Source organism: Arthrobacter sp. 10T419, assembly GCF_056394105.1.
Window position 1 is genome coordinate 97,037 of sequence record NZ_JBFTHF010000001.1, and the last position, 23,517, is coordinate 120,553.

At 68.5% G+C, this 23,517-nt stretch carries 25 protein-coding genes and 1 riboswitch; of the genes, 10 read left to right on the forward strand and 15 right to left on the reverse strand.

Annotation, left to right across the window (positions count from 1 at the left end; all coding sequences use genetic code 11):
• Positions 1–41: 41 nt before the first annotated feature.
• The 5 genes from AC1DBD_RS00430 to AC1DBD_RS00450 all read right to left on the reverse strand — a co-directional run bounded on the left by AC1DBD_RS00430 (position 42) and on the right by AC1DBD_RS00450 (position 3,392).
• Entirely contained in the window at positions 42–692 is a 651-nt protein-coding gene (locus tag AC1DBD_RS00430; protein ID WP_441416620.1) for an MBL fold metallo-hydrolase, read from the reverse strand.
• A gap of 20 nt (positions 693–712) precedes the next feature.
• Entirely contained in the window at positions 713–1,723 is a 1,011-nt protein-coding gene (locus tag AC1DBD_RS00435) for an aldo/keto reductase (protein ID WP_476981168.1), read from the reverse strand.
• A gap of 174 nt (positions 1,724–1,897) precedes the next feature.
• Complete coding sequence (locus AC1DBD_RS00440) at positions 1,898–2,266, reverse strand: DMT family transporter (protein ID WP_476981169.1); 369 nt, start codon at positions 2,264–2,266, stop codon at positions 1,898–1,900.
• Positions 2,266–2,589 carry a DMT family transporter gene (locus AC1DBD_RS00445; protein WP_476981170.1) on the reverse strand — a complete coding sequence of 108 codons (324 nt, stop codon included), beginning with the start codon at positions 2,587–2,589 and terminating at the stop codon, positions 2,266–2,268. Before AC1DBD_RS00445 ends, AC1DBD_RS00440 begins: the two co-directional genes overlap by 1 nt.
• A 9-nt stretch (positions 2,590–2,598) precedes the next feature.
• Positions 2,599–2,666, reverse strand: a riboswitch (guanidine-III (ykkC-III) riboswitch).
• 108 nt (positions 2,667–2,774) lie between these two features.
• Positions 2,775–3,392, reverse strand: a complete 618-nt coding sequence (locus tag AC1DBD_RS00450) for a HutD/Ves family protein (protein WP_476981171.1) — start codon at positions 3,390–3,392, stop codon at positions 2,775–2,777.
• A gap of 130 nt (positions 3,393–3,522) precedes the next feature.
• Here AC1DBD_RS00450 and AC1DBD_RS00455 point away from each other — a divergent pair, with 130 nt between their 5' ends.
• From AC1DBD_RS00455 to AC1DBD_RS00470, 4 genes are all read left to right on the forward strand, one after another.
• Positions 3,523–4,122: a phosphoribosylanthranilate isomerase gene (locus AC1DBD_RS00455; RefSeq protein ID WP_476981172.1), complete on the forward strand. Its 600-nt coding sequence runs from the start codon at positions 3,523–3,525 to the stop codon at positions 4,120–4,122.
• 154 nt (positions 4,123–4,276) lie between these two features.
• Positions 4,277–4,828, forward strand: coding sequence for a YceI family protein (locus AC1DBD_RS00460; RefSeq protein ID WP_476891920.1), 552 nt, complete (start codon positions 4,277–4,279; stop codon positions 4,826–4,828).
• Between the two features lie 76 nt (positions 4,829–4,904).
• Positions 4,905–5,306 carry a YccF domain-containing protein gene (locus AC1DBD_RS00465; protein WP_476891921.1) on the forward strand — a complete coding sequence of 134 codons (402 nt, stop codon included), beginning with the start codon at positions 4,905–4,907 and terminating at the stop codon, positions 5,304–5,306.
• 44 nt (positions 5,307–5,350) lie between these two features.
• The gene (locus AC1DBD_RS00470) at positions 5,351–5,839 is read left to right on the forward strand and encodes an SRPBCC family protein (RefSeq protein WP_476891922.1); all 489 of its coding nucleotides are present in this window, start codon (positions 5,351–5,353) and stop codon (positions 5,837–5,839) included.
• 88 nt (positions 5,840–5,927) lie between these two features.
• Here the strand turns inward: AC1DBD_RS00470 and AC1DBD_RS00475 are convergent, their stop codons facing one another.
• Positions 5,928–6,797 (reverse strand): DUF4031 domain-containing protein, encoded by an 870-nt coding sequence (locus AC1DBD_RS00475; RefSeq protein ID WP_476925515.1) that lies wholly within the window; start codon positions 6,795–6,797, stop codon positions 5,928–5,930.
• A gap of 94 nt (positions 6,798–6,891) precedes the next feature.
• Here AC1DBD_RS00475 and AC1DBD_RS00480 point away from each other — a divergent pair, with 94 nt between their 5' ends.
• The 5 genes from AC1DBD_RS00480 (at position 6,892) to AC1DBD_RS00500 (ending at position 11,160) form a co-directional block, all read left to right on the forward strand.
• A complete protein-coding gene (locus AC1DBD_RS00480; RefSeq protein WP_441416635.1) occupies positions 6,892–7,302 on the forward strand; it encodes a TOBE domain-containing protein in 411 nt (136 codons plus the stop codon).
• On the forward strand, positions 7,299–8,069 hold the full coding sequence (gene modA, locus AC1DBD_RS00485; RefSeq protein ID WP_476981173.1) for a molybdate ABC transporter substrate-binding protein: 771 nt from the start codon (positions 7,299–7,301) through the stop codon (positions 8,067–8,069). Before AC1DBD_RS00480 ends, modA begins: the two co-directional genes overlap by 4 nt.
• A complete protein-coding gene (locus AC1DBD_RS00490; RefSeq protein ID WP_476981174.1) occupies positions 8,066–8,899 on the forward strand; it encodes an ABC transporter permease in 834 nt (277 codons plus the stop codon). Before modA ends, AC1DBD_RS00490 begins: the two co-directional genes overlap by 4 nt.
• Entirely contained in the window at positions 8,896–9,945 is a 1,050-nt protein-coding gene (locus AC1DBD_RS00495; RefSeq protein ID WP_476891927.1) for a sulfate/molybdate ABC transporter ATP-binding protein, read from the forward strand. The genes AC1DBD_RS00490 and AC1DBD_RS00495 overlap by 4 nt, the downstream gene beginning before the upstream one ends.
• 132 nt (positions 9,946–10,077) lie before the next feature.
• Positions 10,078–11,160, forward strand: coding sequence for an SDR family oxidoreductase (locus tag AC1DBD_RS00500; RefSeq protein WP_476981175.1), 1,083 nt, complete (start codon positions 10,078–10,080; stop codon positions 11,158–11,160).
• A 22-nt stretch (positions 11,161–11,182) separates the two neighbouring features.
• Here the strand turns inward: AC1DBD_RS00500 and AC1DBD_RS00505 are convergent, their stop codons facing one another.
• The 6 genes from AC1DBD_RS00505 to AC1DBD_RS00530 all read right to left on the reverse strand — a co-directional run bounded on the left by AC1DBD_RS00505 (position 11,183) and on the right by AC1DBD_RS00530 (position 17,329).
• On the reverse strand, positions 11,183–11,701 hold the full coding sequence (locus tag AC1DBD_RS00505) for a carboxymuconolactone decarboxylase family protein (RefSeq protein WP_476981176.1): 519 nt from the start codon (positions 11,699–11,701) through the stop codon (positions 11,183–11,185).
• 315 nt (positions 11,702–12,016) lie between these two features.
• On the reverse strand, positions 12,017–13,006 hold the full coding sequence (locus AC1DBD_RS00510; protein WP_476981177.1) for a glycerate kinase: 990 nt from the start codon (positions 13,004–13,006) through the stop codon (positions 12,017–12,019).
• A 4-nt stretch (positions 13,007–13,010) separates the two neighbouring features.
• Positions 13,011–13,943, reverse strand: coding sequence for a 3,5-dioxohexanoate:acetyl-CoA acetone transferase (gene kce / locus AC1DBD_RS00515; protein WP_476981178.1), 933 nt, complete (start codon positions 13,941–13,943; stop codon positions 13,011–13,013).
• 20 nt (positions 13,944–13,963) lie between these two features.
• Positions 13,964–14,728 (reverse strand): SDR family oxidoreductase, encoded by a 765-nt coding sequence (locus tag AC1DBD_RS00520; RefSeq protein WP_476925509.1) that lies wholly within the window; start codon positions 14,726–14,728, stop codon positions 13,964–13,966.
• Positions 14,729–14,832: 104 nt separating this feature from the next.
• Positions 14,833–16,152, reverse strand: a complete 1,320-nt coding sequence (locus AC1DBD_RS00525) for an MFS transporter (RefSeq protein ID WP_441416644.1) — start codon at positions 16,150–16,152, stop codon at positions 14,833–14,835.
• A gap of 118 nt (positions 16,153–16,270) precedes the next feature.
• Positions 16,271–17,329 (reverse strand): LacI family DNA-binding transcriptional regulator, encoded by a 1,059-nt coding sequence (locus AC1DBD_RS00530; RefSeq protein WP_476981179.1) that lies wholly within the window; start codon positions 17,327–17,329, stop codon positions 16,271–16,273.
• A 575-nt stretch (positions 17,330–17,904) separates the two neighbouring features.
• On the opposite strand from AC1DBD_RS00530, the gene clpB reads away from it, so the two are divergent.
• Positions 17,905–20,562: an ATP-dependent chaperone ClpB gene (gene clpB, locus AC1DBD_RS00535; RefSeq protein WP_441416646.1), complete on the forward strand. Its 2,658-nt coding sequence runs from the start codon at positions 17,905–17,907 to the stop codon at positions 20,560–20,562.
• A gap of 73 nt (positions 20,563–20,635) precedes the next feature.
• On the opposite strand, the gene AC1DBD_RS00540 is transcribed toward clpB, so the two are convergent.
• Genes AC1DBD_RS00540 through AC1DBD_RS00550 form a run of 3 tightly spaced genes read right to left on the reverse strand, consistent with a single transcriptional unit; the run spans position 20,636 to position 23,438 of the window.
• Entirely contained in the window at positions 20,636–21,448 is an 813-nt protein-coding gene (locus AC1DBD_RS00540) for a class I SAM-dependent methyltransferase (RefSeq protein WP_476981180.1), read from the reverse strand.
• Between the two features lie 9 nt (positions 21,449–21,457).
• A complete protein-coding gene (locus tag AC1DBD_RS00545) occupies positions 21,458–23,071 on the reverse strand; it encodes a putative bifunctional diguanylate cyclase/phosphodiesterase (RefSeq protein WP_476981181.1) in 1,614 nt (537 codons plus the stop codon).
• The gene (locus AC1DBD_RS00550) at positions 23,058–23,438 is read right to left on the reverse strand and encodes a DUF7793 family protein (protein WP_476892281.1); all 381 of its coding nucleotides are present in this window, start codon (positions 23,436–23,438) and stop codon (positions 23,058–23,060) included. The genes AC1DBD_RS00545 and AC1DBD_RS00550 overlap by 14 nt, the downstream gene beginning before the upstream one ends.
• Between the last annotated feature and the right edge of the window lie 79 nt (positions 23,439–23,517).

Sequence of the window (23,517 nt, forward strand, 5' to 3'; positions counted from 1 at the left end):
CCGGCATTATGCGCAGCGCAAGTCACAACCTCTAGCGCCAGTTACCAGCCGCGGGCGCGCCACTCTTCCAGGTGCGGGCGTTCCGCGCCCAGAGTGGTCGGCTTCCCGTGGCCCGGGTGCACCACGGTGTCGTCCGGATACACGTCGAACAGCCGCTCGCTGACATCCGTGAGCAGCTGGGCAAACCGCTCCGGATCCTGCTGTGTATTGCCCACTCCACCGGGGAACAGCGAGTCGCCGGAGAAGATGTGCGCCGGTCCCTCCGGGTCCTGGTACACGAATGCCACCGAACCCGGGGTGTGGCCGCGCAGGTGCACCGCCGTCACGTCGAACCCGTCGAAATTGCCGACGTCGCCGTGATCGAGCAGCACATCGACCTTCACCGGCAGTTCCGGGGCGTCATCCGTCCCGGCAGCCGTCTTCACCCCGGTCGCTTCCACCAGGCCCGGCAGCGCACGGACGTGGTCCCAGTGCTGGTGGGTGGTGGCGATCAGAGCAAGTTTCGGCGTCGCGGTGGTATCCGCGGCGGCGTCGGCCAGCAGCCCCTGGATGGCGGCCAGATCATCGGCCGCATCGATCAGGAGCTGCGCGCCGGACGCCTTGGCGGTGAGCAGGTACACGTTGTTGTCCATCTCGCTGACCGAAATCCGGCGGATGGTGATGTCACGAAGTGAATGAATGAGCGAGTCCATGGGCATCAGTCTAGGACGGCCTATTCGCGGCCCTGGGAGACCCAGTTGGGGTCTGCCGAGCGGGAGCCGACGACGGCGTCCGCGGCGGCGTCGAGCCTCTCCAGTTGCGCCGGGGTCAGGTCGAGCGACAGGGCGCCGAGGTTTTCATCAATCCGGGCCGCCTTGCGCGTCCCGGGGATCGGGACCACCGGCAGCCCCAGTTTCCGGCCCTGCGCGAGCAGCCAGGCCAGCGCCACCTGGGCCGGCGTCGCGGCGTGACCGGGGCTGCTGAGCTCCGCTGCGACCGACTGGACCGCGGCGACTACGGCCTGGTTGGCGTCCAACGCGGTCTCGGCGAAGCGCGGGATGTTCCGGCGGAAGTCGTTGCTGCCCAGCTTCGAGGCGTCGACTGTGCCGGTGAGGAATCCCCGGCCCAGCGGCGAGTAGGGCACAAAACCCACGCCAAGTTCGGCGGCGGCAGGAACAACGTTGCGTTCCACGTCGCGGCTCCAGATGGACCACTCGCTCTGGACTGCGGCGATCGGGTGGACGCTGCTGGCGTCCCGCAGTTCCTCGGCCGTCACTTCGGACAGTCCAAGGTGCCGCACCTTCCCGGCCTGCACCAGCTCCGCCATGGCCTCCACGGTTTCCACAATCGGAACGCGGAGGTCGCGGCGGTGCATGTAGTACAGGTCGATGGTGTCGGTGCCCAGGCGCTGCAGGCTGCGGTCGACCGCCTGCTTCACGTAGGCGGCGTCACCGCGGATGTCCGAGTAGCCGGTCGACGGGGTTCCCACCAGACCGAACTTGGTGGCCAGTTGCACCTCGCCGCGGCGATCCTTGAGCAGCTGGGCGATCAGTTCCTCGTTGCTCCCGCCGCCGTAGATGTCCGCCGTGTCGATGAAGCTCACACCCGCGTCCACCGCGTGGTGCAGGGTGGCCAGGGCCTCCGCCGGGTCCACTTCCCCGTACACCGGGGTCAGGGCCATACCGCCGAACCCCAGCGGGCTGACGCTGAGTCCGTCGCCGAGCTGGACTGTTGCTGAAGTCATCTTTGATCTCCTATCGCTGCCGGAATTTGCCGTCCCAGCCAAGAACCGCGGCAGGCGCGCGGCTATTCCGGCGATCCCGCCCAGTTCATGCCGGCGGGCGGTCCGGAGCCACGGCGTGTCGCCCGGGATTACCGCTCGGGGCACGCATTAACTGGGCGGGAGCGCCTAGGATGCCTAGGATTTCCCGGCCGGCAGCAGCTTCAGCCCGGCCGCGCAGCCCACAATTCCGGCAATAAACACCAGCTTTAGCGGGCTGGCGGGCTCGACGCCGGTCGCCATCGCCCAGCCGACCGTCAGGGCCGCGCCGATCCCCACCCAGACGGCGTAGGCGGTGCCCAGCGGGATGCGCTTCACGGCCAGACCCAGCCCGGCCAGGCTCAGGGTGGCGGCTAGGGCGAAGATCACCGTCGGCAAAAGGCGGGTGAAGCCGTCTGATTCGCCCAGTGCTGTGGCCCAGACCGCCTCCAGCACGGCGGAGGCCAGCAGGATGACCCAGGCCAGCGTCGCAGCGGGCGCAGTTGCCCGGACTGCTCGGGCGGCCATCACGCCACGACCTTGAGACCGACCACGCACGCCGCGATCCCGGCCAGCAACAGGATCCGGCCGCGGGTTGCCGACTCCACTTTCGTGACCATCGCGTAGACGGCGGTCAGCACGACGCCGACGCCCACCCAGACGGCGTAGGCGGTGCCGGTCGGGATGGACTGCATGGCGATGGCGAGCCCGCCGGTGCTGGCCAGCACGGACACGAGGAAGAGGGCGGCCGGCGCGATCCGGCCGCGGCCGGTGGCCTGCGAGGTCCGGTGCAGGGCTGCGGCCCACACAGCTTCCAGCGCCCCGGAAAGGATGAGAATCAACCACGACATGACTGCTCCTGTGGCCAGTCTTGTCGCGTGCCGGGTACTGAACCGTCGTCCGGAGGCCGCCGAAGGAGGGGCCTTGATTCCAGCGTAGCAACGTTGGCCGCCGACCGTCCCGGGCGAACCCGACGTGCGTTCCCGGCCGTCGATGGGATTTCGGAGGATGCCCCGGGGGTGCAGGCCGGCGGGAACTAGCCTGCGGTGCCCTCGCCGGCCGGCTCAGCCGGGTCGATTGAAACGACGGCGAGGAAGCCGCGGCCCAGGATTTCCGGGGTGTCGCTGTCGGAGCCTACGACGGCGTCGTACCGGCCGAGCGGTTGCGGCGCCGGGTCGGCTGTGTCACCGACGCTGACGGTGGCCTGTCCCTGCATCAGGATGCCGAACTGGCCGGCAAAGACCGGGTGGGCGCGCTTCTTGGAGAGTTCGATGATGGAGGTGTAGCCCTTGAAGGCGCCCGTGCGGGTGATCACGTTCAGATCCCGGATGTCGCCGGTAGGCAGGGCGCCGGCGGCGTCCGCGTCGCCGGAGAACCGGAACGGCCGGTATTTCTCCAGCGGATGCTCGGCGCCGTCCACGGTCAGGAGCAGCAACTCGCCCTCGACCACCGTGAGGACCCGCTCCATCCCGGCAAAGCGGGAGAAAGCGCCGGCCCGCGCCACCTCGGCGATGCTCACCCGCCAGTCCCAGGCGTCATCCGCAGCGGCAGCCCGCCCGGCGGCTGATTCCGGGAACCTGGCCAGTTCGCGGGTCACCCCGCCGCCGTTGCTCCAGGGGCGGGGCTTGAGCTCGGCATACCGGATGATCTCCATCAACCCAGCCTAGCCGCCGGCCGCAGGCCCCCGGGGACCTCCCGGCGCGGGGCCCAATGAACGTAACGTCAGCACGGCCGGTGCGGGCTTGCTAACGTCAAAGCAGCGAAAAACTGCGTAGGGAGCCGGAATGTTCGTCAAAGTGTGCGGCCTCAGCACCCCAGAATCGGTGCTGGCCGCGGTCGACGCCGGGGCCGATGCGCTCGGCTTCGTGCTGACCCGCAGCCCGCGCGAGGTGTCCCCGGACCTCGTCCGTGAACTGCTCGCCGCGGTGCCGCGCGGGCTTCCCGCGGTAGGTGTCTTCCGGCACGAGGCGGCGGCCGACGCCGTCGCCGTGGCCCGCGAAGCCGGGCTGGAATGGGTGCAGCTGCACGGCGACCGCACCGCCGATGATGTCCGCACGGTGCACGACGCCGGCCTCAAAATTATCCGCGCCGTCACCATGTCCGCGGCTCCGGACGCGTTTGCGGACTGGGGCGAGGAGCTGCTGCTCATCGACGCGGCGGTTCCCGGTTCCGGTGAGGCCTGGGACTACGCGTCGGTCCGCGCCTTGGGGCTGGAGGGCCGGGAATGGCTGCTGGCCGGCGGGCTGGACCCGGAAAACGTGGCCGGGGCGGCCGCGGCGGCCGGCGCCTGCGGCGTGGACGTCTCCTCCGGCGTCGAGCAATCCCGGGGGGTCAAGGACCTCGCGAAAATCCGGGATTTCGTGGCGGCGGCCAAAGGGTTCTGACGGCCAGTTGACGTCCCGACGGCGGCCCGACGGCGTGAGGCGGCACCATCCGGCGGACGGACCTATCGCCGTGCGGGCTTCCTCGTTAGCATGCTTCTTAGGCCCTCCGAATCCAGGCGAGCCCCCTCGTCACCCACGTGAAGGAGAAACGGCGATGACCCTGCCCAATGGATTGACCCCCGGCGTCTGGACGCTGGACATGTCCCACAGTGAGATCGGCTTCAGCGTTCGTCATGCCGGGATCAGCAAGGTCCGGGGGCGCTTCAACGAGGCCACTGCGGAGGCCCGGGTCCGGGATTCCCTGGCCGATGCCAGCCTGCACGCCACGATCAAGACCGCGAGCTTCGATTCCGGCGACGCCAACCGCGACGGCCATGTCCGCGGACCGGACTTTTTCGATGTCGAGAACTTCCCCGAGATGACCTTCCGCGCAACGTCCGTCCGGGGCGACGGCGAGGACTACGTGCTCACCGGCGACCTCACCATCCGCGGCGTCACCAAGCCGGTGGACCTCGAAGTCGAGTTCACCGGCGTCGCGGTGGATCCCTTCGGAGCGACCCGGGCCGGCTTCAGCGCCGAGGCGGACATCAGCCGCAAGGAATTCGGCCTGACCTGGAATGCCGCCCTCGAGGCGGGCGGACTGCTCGTCAGCGACAAGGTCAAGATCAACGTCGAAGCGGCCATGGTCAAGCAGGCTGACACCTAAGAACGGTCCGAAGATCAGGGATTGATCAGGGCCAACCCCTGATCCGAATCTGCGGCTCGCGGGAGACAATGAAGCCATGAAGACACTGCTCAACATCATCTGGCTGCTTTTCGGCGGCCTCTGGCTTGCGCTCGGGTATTTCCTTGCCGGCATCGTCTGCTGCCTGCTGGTCATCACCATTCCGTGGGGGCTGGCCTCGTTCCGTATTGCGTCCTACACCCTGTGGCCGTTCGGCCGCATGGTGGTGGACAAGCCCGGCGGAAACGGCGTGTTCACCCTGCTGGGCAACGTCATCTGGCTGCTCGTGGCGGGCATCTGGATCGCGATCGGGCACGTTGTCACGGCCTTCGCCATGGCCATCACGATTGTCGGCATCCCGCTGGCCATCGCCAACCTCAAGCTCATTCCGGTATCCCTGATGCCGCTGGGCAAGCAGATCGTGCCCACAGACCGGCCGTTTGCCGTCAGCTACCGCTAGGGCGCGCCCGGTCCGGACAACCACAGGAAGCCGAGGGAAGAGCAATGCCAGAGCCAACAATCCCGGAGGCAGAGAACAGTAACGATGAACTGATGCTGGTCATCACCCGCGAGTTCCAGGTCCCGATTTCGGCGGTATGGTCCGCCCTGACCGACCCGGAACAGGCGCCCGCGTGGTGGGGGCCGCGCGGTTTCCATACCCCGCGGGAGAGCATCGATGCCGACCTGGAAATTGGCGGCCTCTACCGCGCCTGCATGGTCCAGGACGCCACTGGCCAGCAGTACTGGTGGAGCGGCGTACACACGGACATCGAACCGCCGAACCTGTTCGTGTTCACCCATGCCTGGGACAAGGCCGACGGCACCCGCGGCTTTGAGACCGAGGTGACTTTCCGGCTGGAGGAGATCGACGGCGGTACCCGGATGACGTTCACGCAGGGACCCTTTGACACGGCGGAGAACCGGGACAGCAACGGCACCGGCTGGCGGGAGTCCTTCGACCGTCTCGCCGACCACCTCCGCAAGGCGGCCTGAAACAACCAAGCATCGCGGGGTCACTTAGCGCCATCCCGAAGGGATTTATAGGCGCTAAGTGACCCCGCGATGTGGTGGCGGGACCGAGTCAGGCAAGTTCGCCCTGCAGGTTCCGGCGGGCCGTGTCCTGCCACAGTTCGCGGCCGCGCGCGGTGTGGAAGAGGGGGTCCAGTTCAAGGAGCTGGCGGACGACGGCGGCGCGTCCGGCGGCGAAATCTGCGTCGCCAATGTGGGCGAAGTCTTCGCGGACGGCCGCAAGATAGCGGGCGTAGGCGCCGGGATCGCCGGCCAGGACGGAGAGGTCGGCATCGCTGAGCAGGGCGGCGGGTTCGTCGTCGGGATCCGGCCGATGGTCCGCCGTCATCCTGACCAGCCGCGCGACCTCGTCGACCTCGTCGGCGGGAAGCCCCGCGCGCTCCAGCCGCTCCTCGGCGAGCCGGGCAGACTCCTCCTCGTCTTCGCCGGCGATGCCGAGGTAGACGGCGTCGTGGAACCAGGCCGCGAGCAGCACGGTCCGCGGTGGCCGTGCCGGCGCGGTCAGCCGGTCCAGGGCCTCCAGCACGGCGAGCAGGTGGGTGCGGCCGTGGTACTTCCGGTGCTCCTCGCCCCAGCGGTCCAGCAGGTCGAGGAAGAGCGCGTCGTGACCGGGGAGGGCCTCGTTCCAGCGGGTCAGCAGCGGCAGTTTCAGCGATCCGTTGCGTCGCCGCGCAGGAATCCGCAGGCCGCTTTCGATCAGTTTGCGGACCAGGATCCGGCCCTCGACGGGGAGGGCGCCGGCCGCCACCAGGGCGTCGTAGCGGGCCTCGGCCACGTCGTAGTGGTCGCCGTCGAACGCCCGCTCCGGGATGCCCGCGGCCCGCGCGAAGGTGTGGAGCTCATCCAGCGAGCTGTCCGAGATGAGGTGCGAAAAGTGCGTTCCGTGGGCGGGCCAGAGCGGGGGATCGAGGTATACGGCCATGCAGGAAGTCTACGAGGCGGCCGAATTGGGCGGTGACCCGGAGATGAAAAGGAAAACGGCCGGATTCTCCGCAAATGCGGGTTACAGTGTCTCTATGCCTACTTTTCGCGTCTCGGAAGCCGCCCGGTTCCTCGGCGTCAGCGACGACACCGTCCGCCGCTGGACCGAAAACGGGAGCCTCACGCCGCTCAGGGATGAATCGGGCCGGCTCGCCGTGGACGGGCTCGAGCTCGCCACCCTGGCCCGGGAGCAGGCGAAACTGCCCGAGGACCCTGCCCGTGCCGGGAGTTCGGCCCGGAACCGCTTCGTCGGACTGGTCACGGCCATCACGGCCGACACCGTCATGGCCCAGGTGGAGCTGCAGTGCGGGCCCTTCCGGGTGGTGTCGCTGATGAGCAGCGAGGCGGTCCGCGAACTCGGCCTGGAACTGGGCTCCGTGGCCACCGCCGTCGTGAAAGCCACCACGGTGATCATCGAAAGCCCGCATGGAAGGGCCCTCGTATGAGCCGGCTCCGGAAGGTCGCCGCCCTCCTGCTGGCGGGAGCCCTCGCAGCAGGGACCGCCGCCTGCGCCGCACCGGCCGTCGGGGGAGGGGCGGAGAAGAACCTGACAGTGTTCGCGGCGGCCTCGCTCAAGGCGCCCTTCACTGCCCTGGCCCGGGAGTTTGAGGCCGGCCACCCCGGAACCAAGGTGGTACTCAGCTTCGCCGGGTCCGCCGACCTCGCCACGCAGCTCAGCCAAGGCGCACCCGCGGACGTGTTCGCCTCCGCGGACCTGAAGAACATGGCCAAGGTCGCCGACGCAGGCTTGGTGGCAGGCGCGCCCCGGAACTTCGCCAGCAACGTCCTCGCCATCGCCGTGCCTCCAGCCAACCCCGCGGGCATCGGCTCCTTCGCCGATCTGGCGAAACCCGGGGTCAAAGTGGTGGTGTGCGCGGCCCAGGTCCCGTGCGGAGCGGCGGCGAAGTCGGTCGAGGGGAGGAGCGGCGTGGCCCTGAAGCCCGTCAGTGAGGAATCCTCCGTCACCGACGTGCTGGGCAAGGTCACCTCGGGAGAAGCCGACGCCGGACTCGTCTATGTCACCGACGTCCGGGCGGCCGGGAGCAAGGTCAGGGGGATCCCGTTCCCCGAGGCGGCCGCCGCCGTCAACCACTATCCGATCGCCGCGCTGAAGACCAGCAGAAACCAGGAACTCTCGGACGCCTTCGTTTCGCTGGTCACCGGAGCCGGGGGCCGGAAGGTCCTCGCCGACGCGGGCTTCGGCAGCCCGTGACCCGCCACGGCTACAGCGGCATTCCGCGCTGGGTGCAGGCCATCGCCGCGGCCGGGGCGCTGTTCGTCCTGCTGCCCCTCGCCGCCATGGTCGCCAGGGTCAACTGGCCGCAGTTCGTCCCGCTGCTCACCTCGGAAGCCTCGTTCACGGCCCTGGGGCTCAGCCTGCGCACGGCAGCGGCGAGTACCGTGCTATGCGTGCTGCTCGGCGTCCCGCTGGCCCTGGTGCTGGCCCGGGGCGCCTTCCCGGGCCAGCGACTGCTGCGCTCGTTCGTGCTGCTGCCGCTGGTGCTGCCGCCGGTGGTGGGCGGCATCGCGCTGCTCTACACCTTCGGCCGGCAGGGCCTGCTGGGCCGGAGCCTCGAGGTGGCCGGCATCCAGATCGCGTTCTCGACGACGGCGGTGGTGCTCGCCCAGGCCTTCGTCGCGCTGCCCTTCCTCGTGGTGAGCCTCGAAGGTGCGCTGCGCTCCGCGGGCAGCCGTTACGAGGCGGTGGCGGCAACCCTCGGCGCCCGTCCCACCACGGTGCTGCGCCGTGTCACCGTACCGCTGGTCCTGCCGGGCCTCGCCTCAGGGGCCGTGCTCTCCTTCGCCCGCAGCCTCGGCGAATTCGGCGCCACCCTCACCTTCGCCGGCAGCCTCCAGGGCGTCACCCGCACCCTGCCGCTGGAAATCTACCTGCAGCGCGAGACCGACGCCGACGCCGCCGTCGCCCTCTCGCTGCTGCTCGTCGCGGTGGCGGTCATCGTCGTCGGGCTCAGCTACCGGGGACCGGCCGCGGCCGGCCGCCGGGCGGGCAGCCCCGCGGCCGCCGGGCAGGTGCGGGGATGACGTTCACGCTCGACGCCGCCGTCGCCGCCCGCGGGTTCGACGTCTCGCTGAGCCTGGCGGACGCGGAGACGGTGGCCGTGCTCGGGCCGAACGGGGCCGGGAAGTCCACCCTGCTCTCCGTGGTCGCGGGCCTGCTCCGCCCCGATGCCGGACGGGCGCAGGTGGACGGCCGGATCCTCTTCGAGCTGGGGCCCGGGCAGAACACCTGGACCGCGCCGCACCGCCGCGGCACCGCCCTGCTGGCCCAGGAGCCGCTGCTATTTCCGCATCTGACGGTCCTCGAAAACGTTGCCTTCGGCCCCCGGAGCGCTGGGGCCGCCAGGGCCCAGGCGAGGGAGACGGCCCGGCGCTGGCTCGCGGAGGTCGACGCGGCGGACCTCGCCGGACGGAGGCCCGGGGAACTCTCCGGCGGCCAGGCCCAGCGGGTCGCGGTGGCCCGGGCGCTGGCCGCCGATCCCGGGCTGCTCCTGCTGGACGAGCCGATGGCCGCCCTGGACGTCCACGCAGCCCCGCTGCTGCGGCGGCTGCTGAAGCGGGTCCTGGCCGGGCGCCGGGCCATCATCGTCACGCACGATGTCCTGGACGCCTACATGCTCGCCGACCGCGTGATCGTGCTGGAACAGGGCCGGATCACCGAGGACGGCCCCACCCGGGACGTGCTCCAGCGGCCCCGCAGCCGCTTCGCCGCCGGGCTGGCCGGGCTGAACCTCGTGGCCGGCACCGTCACCGCGGCCGGGCTCCGGACGGCCGCGGGCCAGGAATTCGCTGGCCGGCATGAGGATCCGCCGGTTCCCGGCCAAAGCGGCGTGGCGGCCTTCCCGCCGTCGGCCGTCTCAGTCTTCCTCAGCGAAGCACACGGCAGCCCGCGCAACTCGTTCCCGGTCACGGTCACCGACCTGGAACCGCATGGCGACCAGATCCGGGTCCGGGCCGGGGAACTGTCCGCGGACGTGACGCCCGCCGCGTCGGCGGACCTCGGCCTGGCGCCCGGAGTGGGCGTCTACTTCGTGGTCAAGGCGGCGGCGGTGTCGATATACCCGGCGTAGGGCCACTGGAGTGCCGGCCGGCTCTGGGCCACGCCCCGGTCCCGGCGGCTCTGGGCCACGCCCCGGTATCAGCCGGGCCGGCCCCACGGCCTAGGGTGGAGAGAGGCCCGCCCCGCAACCAGGAGGAATCTCGTGCAGAACAACCCAGCCCCAGCCCATGGACGCACCGCACTGGTGGTCGGAGCCAGCGGCATCGCCGGGTCCGCCCTCGTCACCCTCCTTACGGAAACAGGCTGGGACGTCTTGGCCCTGTCCCGCGGCGTCGTTGCCCGTCCCGGGGTGCGGCCCGTTAGTGCGGACCTCAGCTCACCGGAGAGCCTTACGGCCGCGCTGGTCGGCGAAAGCCCGACCCACGTGTTCTTCACCGCCTGGTCGCGGCAGGACACCGAACGGGAAAACATCGAAGTCAACGCCGCGCTGCTGCGGAACCTGCTTAACGCCCTGCGCGACAGCCCGGTGGAACACGTCGCCCTGATGACCGGGCTGAAGCACTATCTGGGCCCCTTTGAGGCCTACGCCGCGGGGGAAATGCCGGACACGCCCTTCCATGAGGAGGAACCGCGGCTGCCGGTGCCCAACTTCTACTACGCCCAGGAGGACGAACTGTGGGCCGCGGCCGAACGACAGGGGTTCAGCTGGTCGGTTCACCGTGCGCACACGGTCATCGGCCACGCGGTGGGCAACGCCATGAACATGGGGACCACCCTCGCGGTACAGGCGTCACTCTGCAAGGAGCTGAACCGGCCGTTCATCTTCCCCGGCTCGGAGACGCAGTGGAACAGCCTCACCGATATGACCGACAGTGGACTGCTGGCAGAGCACATGCTCTGGGCAGCGACCGCGGAGTCGGCAGGCAATCAGGCGTACAACATCGTCGACGGCGACGTCTTCCGCTGGCGCTGGATGTGGCCGCGCCTTGCCGCATATTTCGGCGTCGAAGCCGTTGGCTTCGAGAACGAACCCAGGCCGCTGGAAGAGCAGATGCGGGGCATGGAAACGGTGTGGGCAGATTTGGCCGCCCGGCATGGACTCGCCGAACCGGACCTCGCGCGGGTCTCCTCGTGGTGGCACACCGACGGCGACCTGGGACGCAACATCGAGGTGCTGGCCGACATGAGCACGAGCCGCCTCGCGGGCTTCACCGGATACCGCCGGACCCTGGACTCGTTCACAGTGCTCTTTGACCGGCTCCGGGCGGACCGGCTGATCCCGTAGCCGCCGGCTGCGGGGCCGGTTGTTACTTGGGTTTGGTTTCCTGGTCCTTGCTGCCCTGGGCCTTGTTCCGCACCGGGTGCTGGCTGACGATCGAGACGCGGTTGAAGGCGTTCATCGTGATCGCCAGCCAGCTGATGGCGGAGAACTCGACGTCGGTGAGGTGCCTGCGCGCCCGGCCTCCTTCGCGCTCGCGGGCCTCGGCGTCGGAGATGTTGGTGATCGCCTCGGCCAGAGTCAGGGCCGCACGTTCCTTTTCGCTGAAAAGGGTGGTGTCGCGCCAGGCCGGGAGCACCGACAGGCGCTGGGCTGATTCACCGTTCTTGACCGCGTCCCCCACGTGAAGGTCCAGGCAGAAGGCACAGCCGTTGATCTGCGAGATGCGGACGTTCAGCAACTCGATCAGCGTCTGGTCCAGCCCTGCCTCCTCCGCGGCTTCCTTGGCCTTCAGGCCCAGGCCGTTGAGCGCGCGCCACGCGGCGGGGTGCGCCTTGTCCAGGAAAACGCTGCGGGTGCTGTGCCCGGGTGCCGGAGTCTCATCCATGACTCCCAGATTACAGAGGTCCGGCCAGTACCGCCCGCGCGTCATGTGACAAAGTTGTCAAACGTGTGACAAGCTTTGCGTGTAGCCATAATTCGATCCGGTGGTCGGTTCCTTGGGGGAGCCGACCGCCGGATCGCTTCTTTTTTGCGGGACATGTCCAACCCTCGACGCCTGCCGCCGCGCATGCCCCCTCTCCCCGCGGCCGCCCCGGGGACATGCCCAACCCTTGGCACGAAGAATGGACATAGTGGGATTATGCCCACCGTTCGAGGCGGGGAATGGGCATGTCCGTCCTCCGGGGAGAGCAGCCCCGGGTCAGGGCAGGGCGTGTCCGGCGATGCGTGCCACTTGCGACCCCGCGGCCACCAGGGCTTCCGCATCGCTGGCCACGATTACGCCGGCAAAGTTGTCGGCATAGTCGCCCAGGTCCTCGTGGACGGAACCGACGACGGCGTACACGGGCGTCGTGCCGCTGCGGGCCAGGATGGCGGCGATGATCTTGCCTTGGCCGGTCTGGGAGTCCAGCCGGCCCTCCCCGACCACCACCGCGGTGCTGGCGGCGGCGTGGGCCTCGAAGCCGAGCACGTCCAGCACATGGTCGGCGCCGGAGACCAGGCTGGCCCCGTACTTCGCCCACATGCCGCCGGAGAAGCCGCCGGCGGCCCCGGTCCGCTCCAACGGCCGGGGGTCCCGGCCCAGTTCGCGGGCAAACCCGTCCGCCAGCTCGTTGAGCCGCAACGTGAGTACCTCCACCGTGGCCTGGTCCGCGCCCTTCTGCGGGCCGAAGACCCGGGCGGCGTCGGCGAAGCGGGTGGTCACGTCGCTGAGCACCACCACCTCGGCGCCGTCCAGGCCGCCGCGCTCCTCGATGGCGGCGATGGCCCCGGCCCCGCCGTCGGTGGTCGCGGAGCCGCCGGCCGCCACCAGCACCCGCCGGGCACCGAGCCGGACGGCCTCCGCCATCATCACCCCGGTGCCGTACGTGCTGGCGCGGACGGGGTCCCGGTCGCCGGTGCTGGGCAGGTTCAGGCCGCTGGCAAACGCAAGCTCGACGACGGCGGTCCCGTCCGGGGCCAGCGCGATGACCGCCTCGACGTCATCGCCCCAGGGTCCCACCGTGCGGACCCGGACCGGCCGGGCGTCGAGGCCCCGGACCAGCACGTCGAAGGTCCCCTCGCCGCCGTCGGCCACCGGCAGTTCGACGGCGGCCGCCCCGGCCGCGCGGATCCCGGCAGCGATGTGGGCGCAGACGTCCGCTGCCGGGAAGGTCCCCTTGAAACTGTCCGGGGCAACGAGGATGCTCACCGGCCTAGAATCCCACTTTGTCGCGGCCCTTGAGCTGCAGCATTTCGCGGGCCTCGTCCGGGGTGGCGATCTCGAAGTTGAGCGCCTCCAGGATGGTGCGGATCCGGGTGACCTGCTGGGCGTTGGACGTGGCGAGCTGGCCGGGGCCGATCCAGAGCGAGTCCTCCAGTCCGACGCGGACATGCGAACCCATGGCCGCACCGATCGTTGCGAGCGGCATCTGGTTCTTGCCGGCGCCCAGGATGGACCACTGGTAGTCCTCGCCCAGCAGCCGGTCCGCGGTGCGGCGCATGTGCATGAGGTCTTCCGGGTGGGCGCCGATCCCGCCGAGCAGGCCGAAAACGGACTGGACGAACAGGGGGCCGCGGGCCAGGCCGCGGGCGTGGAAGTGGGCCAGGTTGTTCAGGTGGGAGATGTCGTAGCACTCGAATTCGAACCGGGTGCCGTTCTCGTTGCCCAGCCCTAAGATGGTTTCAATGTCCTGGAAGGTGTTCTTGAAGACCAGGTCGCGGCTCTTTTCGAGTCCTTCGCGCTCCCACTCGTGCCCGAAGTCCGTGAAACGGTCCAGCATCGGGTAGAGGCCGAAGTTCATCGACCCCATATTCAGCGAGGCCAGTTCGGGCTTGAACAGCGCGGCAGGCTGCATGCGCTCCTCCACGGTCATGTGGGGGGAGCCGCCGGTCGTGATGTTGATGACGGCGTCGGTGTTGCGCTTGAGCTTGTCCAGGATCGGGGCGAAGTGCTCCGGGTCCTGCGAGGGCCGGCCGTCCTTCGGGTCGCGGGCGTGCATGTGCACGATCGCGGCGCCGGCCTCGGCGGCACCGATCGCGGCGTCGGCGATTTCATCCGGCGACACCGGCAGGTGTGGGGACATGGACGGGGTGTGGATGGCGCCGGTGACGGCGCTGGTGATGATGACTTTGCGTGCAGCAGCCATGGGGGTCGCTCCTTCGGGGCTCAGTAAAGCTTTTCGGTGTTGCCGTCGACGGCGAGGGCCTGGCCGTTGACGTTGCGGGCCAGGTCGCTCGCGGCGAAGGCGGCCATGTTCGCGATGTCCTCCGCCTCGATCAGCCGGCCGAGGGAGGACTGGTTGTGATAGAGCTCGGAAACCTGGTCTGCCGGGAGGTCCAGCATCTGCGCCTTGGCCGCGATGACGGCGTCGATCCGGGGCCCGTTGACGGCGCCGGGGCAGATCGCGTTGACCCGGATCCGGTCCGGGCCCAGTTCGATTGCGAGCGTCTTGGTCAGCCCGACGACGGCCCACTTGGACGCGGAGTAGGCGCTGCGCCCGGCCATGCCGAGCCGTCCCGCCGCGGAGGAGAGGTTCACGATCGAGGCGCCGGTGCCCTGCCGGAGCAGGGGCAGCGCGTGCTTGATGCAGTAGAACTGGCCGTGGATGTTGACGTCGAAGGTGGCCTTCCAGGCGGCGGCGTCGAGGGTTTCGAGCGGGCCGGTGGGGCCGGCGATGCCGGCGTTGTTGACCAGCACGTCCAGCCCTCCCAGTTCCTCGGCCACGGTGGTCATGAGGGCGCGCACCTGGGCTTCGTCGGAGACGTCGCTGACCGCAGCGGCGAGGCCGTTGACGCGGGCCTTCTCGACGGCGTCGGGGTCAATGTCGGTGACGAAGACGGCGGCGCCGAGTTGCTGGAACTTGCTCGCGATGGCCAGGCCGATGCCGTTGGCGCCGGCGGTGACCAGAACGCGTTTTGCGGTGAAATCCATGGGTATTCCTTGCGGTGGTGGTTCGGTGAGCCGCTCCGCCGGCGCGCAGGGGCGCCGGCAGAGCGTTGGCGGTGGAGCGTTCGGTGGCGGCCGGCGTCGGGCGCTTAGTGGGCAGCGGGGACGACGTCGGGCTTCTCGGTGCCGCGCTTGAGCATCAGGGACAGCAGTGCACCGATGATGCACATGCCCACGATGAACCACAGGCCGGAGAGCTTGGAGCCGGTGGCATCCTGCATGAAGCCCATGACGTAGGGGCCGAGGAAGCCGCCGAGCAGGCCGATGGTGTTGACGAACGCGATGCCGCCGGCGAGGGCGGCGCCGCTGAGGCGGGTGGCCGGGTAGGTGAAGAGGATCGGCTGCAGGGCGAAGAAGTTGAAGGCTGCCAGGCAGAAGCCGATCATGCCGAGCAGCGGGCCGCCGACGGCGCCGAGCGCGAAGCCGGCGATGATGCCGATCATGGTGCCGGTGACCAGGAGGCGGGAGCGTTTGCCGTCGGTGGCGAAGCGGGGAACCAGCAGCGCGCCGGCCGCGGAGAAGATCCACGGGATGGCGGTCAGCAGGCCGATCTGCAGCGGGTTGAGCTTGCCGTAGGTGCCGATTATGGAGGGCAGGAAGTAGGACAGGGCGTAGACGGCAATCTGGTGGGTGAAATAGACGCCCACGACCAGGAGGATCTGCTTGTCTTTCAGGACGTCGCGGAGGCGGTGGTTGCCGGAGGCTTCCGCGCCGGCCTTCTCTTCGGCGGCGATCCGGGCCTCAAGGTCGGCGGCCTCCTCGGGGCTGAGGAACGTGGCCTTGCTGGGCCGGTCCGGGAGCTTCTTCCAGACGACGTAGGCCAGGACGCAGGCCGGCAGGCCTTCAACGAGGAACATCCACTGCCAGCCGTGCAGGCCGCCGAGGCCGTCCAAGGTCAGCAGCAGCCCGCCGAGCGGGGCGCCGACGATGTTGGCGATCGAGACGCCCAGTAAGAACATGCCGTTGGCCTTGGCGCGGTCCTTGACCACGAACCACTGGGTCAGGAAGTACATGACGCCTGGGAAGAGCCCGGCCTCGGCGACGCCGAGCAGCATCCGCATGATGTAGAAGGACCACTCTCCCTGCACGAAGGCCATGCCGGCCGAGATGATGCCCCAGGTGATCATGATCCGCATGATCCAGAAGCGGGCGCCCACCTTGTGCATGATCAGGTTGGAGGGGATTTCGGAGAGGGCGTAGGTCAGGAAGAACAGGCCGGCGCCGATGCCGTAGGCGGTGGCGGAGATGCCGAGGTCAATCTCCAGGCGGTCCTTGGCCATACCGATGTTGGTGCGGTCCAGGAACGCCATGATGTAGGCGCCGATCAGCAGCGGCATGACTCGGCGCAGGATCACGCCGTTAATTTCCTGCGGTGTGCGCATCTTCGTTGGTGCGGATACAACTGACATGGGTCTTCGTCCTTGAATTGGGGTCAGGATTGATGGTCAGGGCGGACAGCGGGCAGCGTTCAATCGGCAGCCGACGCTGCGAGGTGGTGCGTTTGGGGAGTTGCGGTTGGTGCGGTGGCTAGGTGAGGGCGGGGGTACAGCCGCAGGTGCGGCCGATGTGGAGGCGGTGCCGGCACACCAGCGAGGTGTAGTTCCGGGACGGGGCTTCGATGCGTTTGAGCAGCATGGCGAAGGCCTCATGGGCCATCTCCTGCTGCGGCTGGACAATGCTGGTCAGGTTGATCAGTCCGGAGCGGCTGTGCGGCAGCCCGTCGCAGCCGGCCACGGCCACGTCCTCCGGGATCCGCAGGCCCCGCGCCAGGGCGTACTCCATCACGCCGATGGCGAGCTCGTCGCTGCCGCAGACCACTGCCTGCGGCGGGGTTCCGGAGGCGAAGAGACGTTCCGCGGCCAGCCGGCCGCCTTCGTTGTTCACCCGGGTGCTGATCTTGCGGTCCCCGCTGATGACGACGCCGGCGGCGGCCGCCGTCCGCACGAAGGCCTGTTCCCGGGCCAGTGAAGCGGTGGAAAAGCGGGGGCCGATCACGGTGGCGATCTCGGTGTAGCCGTGGGCGAGCATGTGCTGCATCAGCAGCGTCGCGGCGGCGTCGTCGTCGATCCCGACAAAGTCTGAATCGAGGAAGTCCGCCCGGCGGGACAGGCAGACGTAGGGGATCCGGGCGGACCTCAGGGTGCGGAGGGCGCGCGCATCGTCCCGGAGCGAGGCGGCGAGGATGACGCCGTCCACGTTGCGGTTCGCGAGCGTGGACGTGACCTGGGCGAGGACCTCCGGATCGTCCTGGGTGGTGGCGACAAAGACCTCGTAGCCGGAATCGGCTGCCGCGGAAATGACGCCCTGCGCCCAGCGCGGGAACATCGGGTTGATGATGTTGGGCAGGATCAGGCCGATCACGCGGGTGCGCTGCAGATCGGTGGACTGGGAGGACTTACGGGGCCTGAAGCCCAGCTCGTTCGCCACGTGGATGATGTGGCGCCGGGTCTCCGGCGAGACACCGCCCTTGCCGTTGAGGACGTAGGACACCGCGGCGGAGGAGACGCCGGCCGCGCGGGCCACTGCGGCTGCTGATACCGGCGCAACGGGGCCATCGGCGGCAACGGTGGTGGATTGTTCCTGCATTCTGACCCTCCTTCGCGTCGGTTTCGGTCCCTGTGACCTCAGTTACAATAATTAGCCCGCGCATCGTTAAGCAACGTTAAGTGATGTGGGGTGGGATGTCCGGGTGGGGCATCCGGTCCGACGGACATGCTCTGGCCTGGGTTCGCTCGGTTTCCGCAGCCAGCCCAACGGACATGCCCATCCTTGGACTCGGCCAGTAGACATATCCGGACTATGTCCATTCGTAGGCGCGAGGAATGGGCATGTCCGGACGCTCGAAGGGCTGAGGCCGGGCATGCCCAGCGCCCCGAGCCAAGGACGGGCATGTCCGGAAGCTCGAAGGGTGGCGGCTGAGCATGCCCAGCGCCCCGCGCGAAGGATGGGCATGTCCGGAAGCTCGAGGGGCTGAGGCCGGGCATGCCCAGCGCCCCGTGCGAAGGATGGGCATGTCCGTAAGGACGTCTGGCCGCACCGGAGGACTCCGGCCCTAGACAGCAGTTTCGCCGTGGGCAAACATGGAGCCAAAGGAGCCAATTCCAAAGTTGAGCGGGCTAGACTCAACTTTGACGACAGTTTTATCCCGGAAGGAGCTCTCTTTGGACGCGAAATTCACTACCAAGAGCCAGGAGGCTCTTTCGGCAGCAGCCATGAACGCCTCGACGGCCGGAAACCCGCAGCTGGAACCGGCCCACCTGCTTAAGGCGCTCATGGACCAACGCGAAGGGGTCGCCGTCGCGCTCCTCCGCGCCACCGGAACCGATCCGGATGCCGTCAGCGTCCAGGCCAGCTCCGCCATCAAGGCCCTCCCCTCCACCTCGGGCGGCTCCGTGCAGCAGGCCCAGCTTTCCCGCGCCGCGATGCAGGCCATCAAGAACGCGCAGAACGAGGCGGAACGGCTCGGCGACACCTTCGTCTCCACCGAGCACCTGCTGCTGGGCCTCGCCTCCGGCAGCGACGACGTCGGGCGGCTGCTCCGCGATGCCGGCGCCTCCCACGAGGCGCTGCTCGCAGCGCTGCCGGGGGTCCGCGGCGACCGCAAGGTGGACAACGCCGACCCCGAAAACACCTTCCAAGCGCTGGAGAAGTTCGGCACCGACCTGACCGCGATCGCGCGCTCGGGCAAGCTGGACCCGGTGATCGGGCGCGACGCCGAGATCCGCCGCATCATCCAGGTCCTCAGCCGCCGCACCAAGAACAACCCGGTGATCATCGGCGAACCCGGCGTCGGCAAGACCGCCGTCGTCGAGGGCCTGGCCCAGCGGATCGTGGCCGGCGACGTGCCCGAGAGCCTGCGCGGTAAGACCCTGGTTGCCCTGGACCTGGCCTCGATGGTGGCGGGCGCCAAGTACCGCGGCGAATTCGAGGAGCGGCTCAAGGCGGTGCTGGAGGAGATCAAGAGCTCCGAGGGCCAGATCGTCACCTTCATCGACGAGCTCCACACCGTGGTCGGCGCGGGCGCCTCCGGGGACAGCTCGATGGACGCCGGCAACATGCTCAAGCCCATGCTCGCCCGCGGTGAACTCCGGCTGATCGGCGCCACCACGCTCGACGAATACCGCGAGAACATCGAAAAGGACCCGGCGCTGGAACGCCGCTTCCAGCAGGTCTTCGTCGGCGAACCGAGCGTGGATGACACGATCGGCATCCTGCGCGGACTGAAGGAACGCTACGAGGCGCACCACAAGGTTTCCATCTCCGACTCCGCCCTCGTGGCCGCGGCGACCTTGTCCAACCGCTACATCTCCGGCCGGCAGCTGCCGGACAAGGCGATCGACCTCGTCGATGAGGCCGCGTCCCGGCTGCGGATGGAGATCGACTCCGCCCCGGAGGAGATCGACCAGCTGCGCCGCCAGGTGGACCGGCTGACCATGGAGGAACTGGCCCTGGCCGGCGAGACCGACCCGGCCTCGGTGGAACGCCTTGCCGCTCTGCGCGCCGATATGGCGGACAAGAAGGAGGAGCTCGCGGCCCTGAACGCCCGCTGGGAGACCGAGAAGGCGGGCCTGAACCGTGCCGGCGACCTGCGCGCCAAGCTGGATGAGCTGCGGTCCGCGGAGGAAAAAGCTGAGCGCGAGGGCGACTTCGAGACGGCGTCCCGGATCCTCTACGGCGAGATCCCGGCCCTGGAACGTGAACTCAAGGCCGCGGCCGAGGCCGAAGCGGCCGTGACCGACAAGTCCGGGCAGATGGTGGCCGACGAGGTGACCGCGGATGACATCGCCGAGGTGATCTCCGCGTGGACCGGCATCCCGGCCGGGCGCATGCTGCAGGGCGAGAGCCAGAAGCTGCTGGAGATGGAGCGCGTCCTGGGCGAACGGCTGATCGGCCAGACCAAGGCGGTCACCGCCGTCTCCGACGCCGTGCGCCGGGCCCGCGCCGGTATCAGCGACCCCAACCGGCCCACCGGGTCCTTCCTCTTCCTGGGCCCGACCGGCGTCGGCAAGACCGAGCTGGCCAAGTCGCTCGCGGACTTCCTCTTCGACGACGAGCGGGCCATGGTGCGGATCGACATGTCCGAGTACTCGGAGAAGCATTCCGTGGCGCGGCTGGTCGGGGCGCCTCCGGGCTACGTGGGCTATGAGGAGGGCGGCCAGCTGACCGAGGCTGTCCGCCGTCGTCCGTACTCTGTGCTGTTGCTCGACGAGGTGGAGAAGGCCCACCCGGAGGTCTTCGACATCCTCCTGCAGGTGCTCGACGACGGCCGCCTCACCGACGGCCAGGGCCGTACCGTGGACTTCCGGAACGTGATCCTGGTCCTGACCTCCAACCTGGGCAGCCAGTTCCTCGTGGACCCGAACCTCGACGCCGCCGCCAAGCGGGATGCGGTCATGGCCACGGTGCACGCCTCCTTCAAGCCCGAATTCCTGAACCGGCTCGACGAGGTGGTGCTTTTCGACCCGCTGAGCGTCGAGGAACTCGCCGAGATCGTCGAGCTGCAGGTCAAGGAGCTGGGCGAACGGCTCAAGGGCCGCCGCCTGACTCTCGAAGTATCGGAAGGCGCGCGGGCCTGGCTGGCCGTCACCGGTTTCGACCCTGCCTACGGCGCCCGGCCGCTGCGCCGCCTGGTGCAGCGGGAGATCGGAGACCGGCTGGCCAAGTCCATCCTGGCCGGCGAGATCGCCGACGGCGACACGGTCCTGGTGGACACCGCCCCGGATCTGATGGAGCTCACCATGGGCGGCGCGGACGTGTCCGCGCGGCCCGACGGCGGAGCGTCCACCGGCAGCGGGCTCTCGGTCCGCCGCAAGGAGTGACGCAAGGAGTCACGCCGCGAACGGCAAGGGCCGCCCGCCGGATTCCACCGGCGGGCGGCCTTTTCGTTGAATGTCAGCTCTGCTGGCCCGGGGCTTTGCCGGTTCCCGCCATAAGGGCGAAATATCCCGGAACGCTTTGGCGGACATTCTCGGACCTCATGGGGACCACCTCGATGCTGATCGGGCCGTCCTCGATGAGCTGCCAGTCCGCGTCCGGGAACAAGGCGTGGCGTTCGCGGGCACCGAAGCGGCCCGGCCGTGGCAGGTTTTCCAGCGCCCGGCGCAGCTGGCGCGGTACGTTCTCTCGGGTGGCCCCGAGCTCCGCCAAATAGTCCAGGCTGTTGCCGGGGAAATTGGTTTCCGCCAAAAAGATCCGGCCCTTGTCCCCGACTGCCGTCCGCAGGTTTTCCACCATGGCGGCTTGCTTGTCGGGTTTCAGGACGTGAAAGACTCCGCGGACGAAGACGTTGACGGGGCCCAGCCGCTCCAAGCTAAGTCCTCCCGTGCCTGTATCCGCAGCATCCAGGACCATAAACTCAGCATTGGGGACATCTTCTGCTTCCGCAGCCGCTCTGTCGATTGCGCCGGCGGACACATCGATTCCGATCACCCGTGGAAAAAGCCCGGCCAGCCACCGGGTGTACGTCCCATTGCCGCAACCCACGTCAACGACCGGAAGAGCCGGATCAAAGTGGGCGCGGATCAGATCGGCGTACTGCCCGCGCTCCGTAGCGGAATCGGCGTCCCAGAGAACGTCTCCGGCCCTGCCCGTCGTGTCGATGCCCTTCCAGTACTTGTCCCAGGCGGCATGCGGATCCCTCGGTGCCCGGGATGCGAGACGAACCACTGTCGGGATAAGCCGCATGCGGTCCCAGAGCTTTGCCATGCCGTCACTTTACCTTTGCTGTCCGGCAGCGCGGAGCCGATTAAGTGCGTCTACAGCGGGCTCCGGACGTCCGAAGTAGTAGCCCTGCCCGTAGAGGCAACCCATAGCCCGGAGTTCTGCGGCCTGCCCGGCCGTTTCGATGCCCTCCACAATCGCCTCGAGCTCGGCCGCTGAGATCAGCTGGAGGATGGCAGAAACGAATTTCTGCTGCCGGGGGTCGGACTCAAGGTCCTTGATGAGGGAGTGGTCCACCTTGACTGTGTCTGCGGGAAGCGTCCGGAGGTAGCTGATGGACGAGTACCCGGTGCCGAAGTCGTCAATCTGCAGTCCCACACCCATGGCGCGGAGGGCTCTCAGCACCTGTTCCTCTCCCGCTCCCGGGGACATCAGGACGGTTTCGGTGATCTCAAGCACCAGTCGGCCCGGTTGCACGTCGTTGTTTTCCAACGTGTCCCGGATGTCCTGCAGCAGGTCGCCTCTGAGGAGCTCGGCGGCCGAGAGATTGATGTGCAGCCGGAAATCGGTGAGATCCGGTGCCTCCCTTTTCCACCGGCTCAGCTGAGAGATTCCTTCGTGCAGGATCCATCGCCCCAGCTCGACGATGAGGCCGGTTTCTTCCGCGATGCCGATGAAGTTGTCCGGCATGATGGTTCCGTGGACCGGGTGGTGCCACCGGACGAGGGCCTCCACGCCGGCGACTCGCCCGGAGGCGAGTTCAATGACCGGCTGGTAGAGAAGTGCCAGCTGTCCCTCGGAAGCCGCCGTGCGCAACTCGGCTGTTATCCGCGATCGCTCCCTGACGGCGTCGAGCATATCCGGGTGGAAGCGCTCGATTCTGTTCCGGCCCTGGGCCTTGGCTTGATACATGGCGATGTCGGCATCGCGCATGAGTTCCTCCGAGCTATGTCCGGGATTGCGAAGGCAGATCCCGATGCTCGCCGTGGTCCAGACCGTTTCGGATCCCACGTGTATGCACTCCTGCAGGGCTTCCCGCGCCCGCTGCGCAATGTGGACGACTTCCTCTTCGGTCGCCCCTGCGATGAGGACGGCGAATTCATCCCCGCCGAGGCGCGCCACGGTGTCCGAGGTCCGGACCACGGAGCGCAGACGGCTGGAGACCTCCACAAGCACGGCATCTCCGGCGCTGTGCCCCATGGTGTCGTTGATGGCTTTGAAGGAATCCAGATCCAACACGAGAACGGCCGCGGCGCTGCCGCCCTGTGCGCTGGCGCTGATCGCGTCCTGGATTCGCTCGCTGAGCAGGGTCCGATTGGCCAGGCCCGTCAAAGCATCGGTTTTGGCCATCTGCTCCAGCTCCACCTGGGTGCGCCGCAACATGGCGGTGCGGGCAGCCACCCGTTCTTCCAGGTCCGAATGGATATAGCCGAGTTCTTCGGCGAGGAGATTGACGCCGGTAATGACGGCATCAATCTCATCGCGTTGGTCCGAGGGTTCGATCCGCGCACTCAGCTCGCCGGCAGCAAGCCGGACGATGCCGTCGACCAGCAGTTGCAGGCGGCCGTCTACAGCCCCGTCGGCCGGAGCCGTGTAGGGAAGAGTCTCAGGAACGTCGACAGTTGCGATGCTGTCTTGTCGTTGCCGACCCCTTTCACCGGTCGGCACTGAGCCATTCCATGGCGTCGTTGCGCGAGGTGAAAAACCGTGTTGGGCAAGGCGGTATATGAACCCCCAGGAAGAAGTTCGCCAGGACCCGGTCCACGGGAGACCGTCCCAGCAGGGCGATGCGGGAGGCGCTGCACGGGATGGACCAGATGCTTCGGGCTTCACGGCTGACGGAAGCCACCGCCGCCATGTCGACAAGCATCGGATGGGGGACGCCCTGGCAGGCCTCGTTCACTTTCGCCATCGCCGCCCGGGCATCCGCGACCTCAATGCTGATCCCGGGTAGCCACTGCAGGTGGATGTAGCCGTCAGCGAGGAGTTTGACGCTCCCCTTTCCACCGTCGACAGAATCCGGTGCCACGACCATGTCTCCTCCTGAATGGGCAGCCGAGAGATTCAGCAACACCTCAAAGGTACCGTTGGTTCCGCTGGTGTCCATGAAAAAC

Excerpts from the sequence above, each read along its gene's own strand:
- AC1DBD_RS00470 (WP_476891922.1), top strand. The coding sequence starts at position 5,351 with ATGCCAGAGCCAACAATCCCGGAGGCAGAGAACAGTAACGATGAACTG.
- AC1DBD_RS00495 (WP_476891927.1), top strand. The coding sequence starts at position 8,896 with ATGACGTTCACGCTCGACGCCGCCGTCGCCGCCCGCGGGTTCGACGTC.
- AC1DBD_RS00460 (WP_476891920.1), top strand. The coding sequence starts at position 4,277 with ATGACCCTGCCCAATGGATTGACCCCCGGCGTCTGGACGCTGGACATG.
- AC1DBD_RS00525 (WP_441416644.1), bottom strand. The coding sequence starts at position 16,152 with ATGTCAGTTGTATCCGCACCAACGAAGATGCGCACACCGCAGGAAATT.
- AC1DBD_RS00450 (WP_476981171.1), bottom strand. The coding sequence starts at position 3,392 with ATGGAGATCATCCGGTATGCCGAGCTCAAGCCCCGCCCCTGGAGCAAC.
- AC1DBD_RS00465 (WP_476891921.1), top strand. The coding sequence starts at position 4,905 with ATGAAGACACTGCTCAACATCATCTGGCTGCTTTTCGGCGGCCTCTGG.
- AC1DBD_RS00445 (WP_476981170.1), bottom strand. The coding sequence starts at position 2,589 with ATGTCGTGGTTGATTCTCATCCTTTCCGGGGCGCTGGAAGCTGTGTGG.
- AC1DBD_RS00480 (WP_441416635.1), top strand. The coding sequence starts at position 6,892 with ATGCCTACTTTTCGCGTCTCGGAAGCCGCCCGGTTCCTCGGCGTCAGC.
- kce (WP_476981178.1), bottom strand. The coding sequence starts at position 13,943 with ATGGCTGCTGCACGCAAAGTCATCATCACCAGCGCCGTCACCGGCGCC.
- AC1DBD_RS00435 (WP_476981168.1), bottom strand. The coding sequence starts at position 1,723 with ATGACTTCAGCAACAGTCCAGCTCGGCGACGGACTCAGCGTCAGCCCG.
- modA (WP_476981173.1), top strand. The coding sequence starts at position 7,299 with ATGAGCCGGCTCCGGAAGGTCGCCGCCCTCCTGCTGGCGGGAGCCCTC.
- AC1DBD_RS00550 (WP_476892281.1), bottom strand. The coding sequence starts at position 23,438 with ATGGTCGTGGCACCGGATTCTGTCGACGGTGGAAAGGGGAGCGTCAAA.
- AC1DBD_RS00540 (WP_476981180.1), bottom strand. The coding sequence starts at position 21,448 with ATGGCAAAGCTCTGGGACCGCATGCGGCTTATCCCGACAGTGGTTCGT.
- AC1DBD_RS00455 (WP_476981172.1), top strand. The coding sequence starts at position 3,523 with ATGTTCGTCAAAGTGTGCGGCCTCAGCACCCCAGAATCGGTGCTGGCC.
- AC1DBD_RS00505 (WP_476981176.1), bottom strand. The coding sequence starts at position 11,701 with ATGGATGAGACTCCGGCACCCGGGCACAGCACCCGCAGCGTTTTCCTG.
- AC1DBD_RS00440 (WP_476981169.1), bottom strand. The coding sequence starts at position 2,266 with ATGGCCGCCCGAGCAGTCCGGGCAACTGCGCCCGCTGCGACGCTGGCC.
- AC1DBD_RS00430 (WP_441416620.1), bottom strand. The coding sequence starts at position 692 with ATGGACTCGCTCATTCATTCACTTCGTGACATCACCATCCGCCGGATT.
- AC1DBD_RS00475 (WP_476925515.1), bottom strand. The coding sequence starts at position 6,797 with ATGGCCGTATACCTCGATCCCCCGCTCTGGCCCGCCCACGGAACGCAC.
- AC1DBD_RS00520 (WP_476925509.1), bottom strand. The coding sequence starts at position 14,728 with ATGGATTTCACCGCAAAACGCGTTCTGGTCACCGCCGGCGCCAACGGC.
- AC1DBD_RS00530 (WP_476981179.1), bottom strand. The coding sequence starts at position 17,329 with ATGCAGGAACAATCCACCACCGTTGCCGCCGATGGCCCCGTTGCGCCG.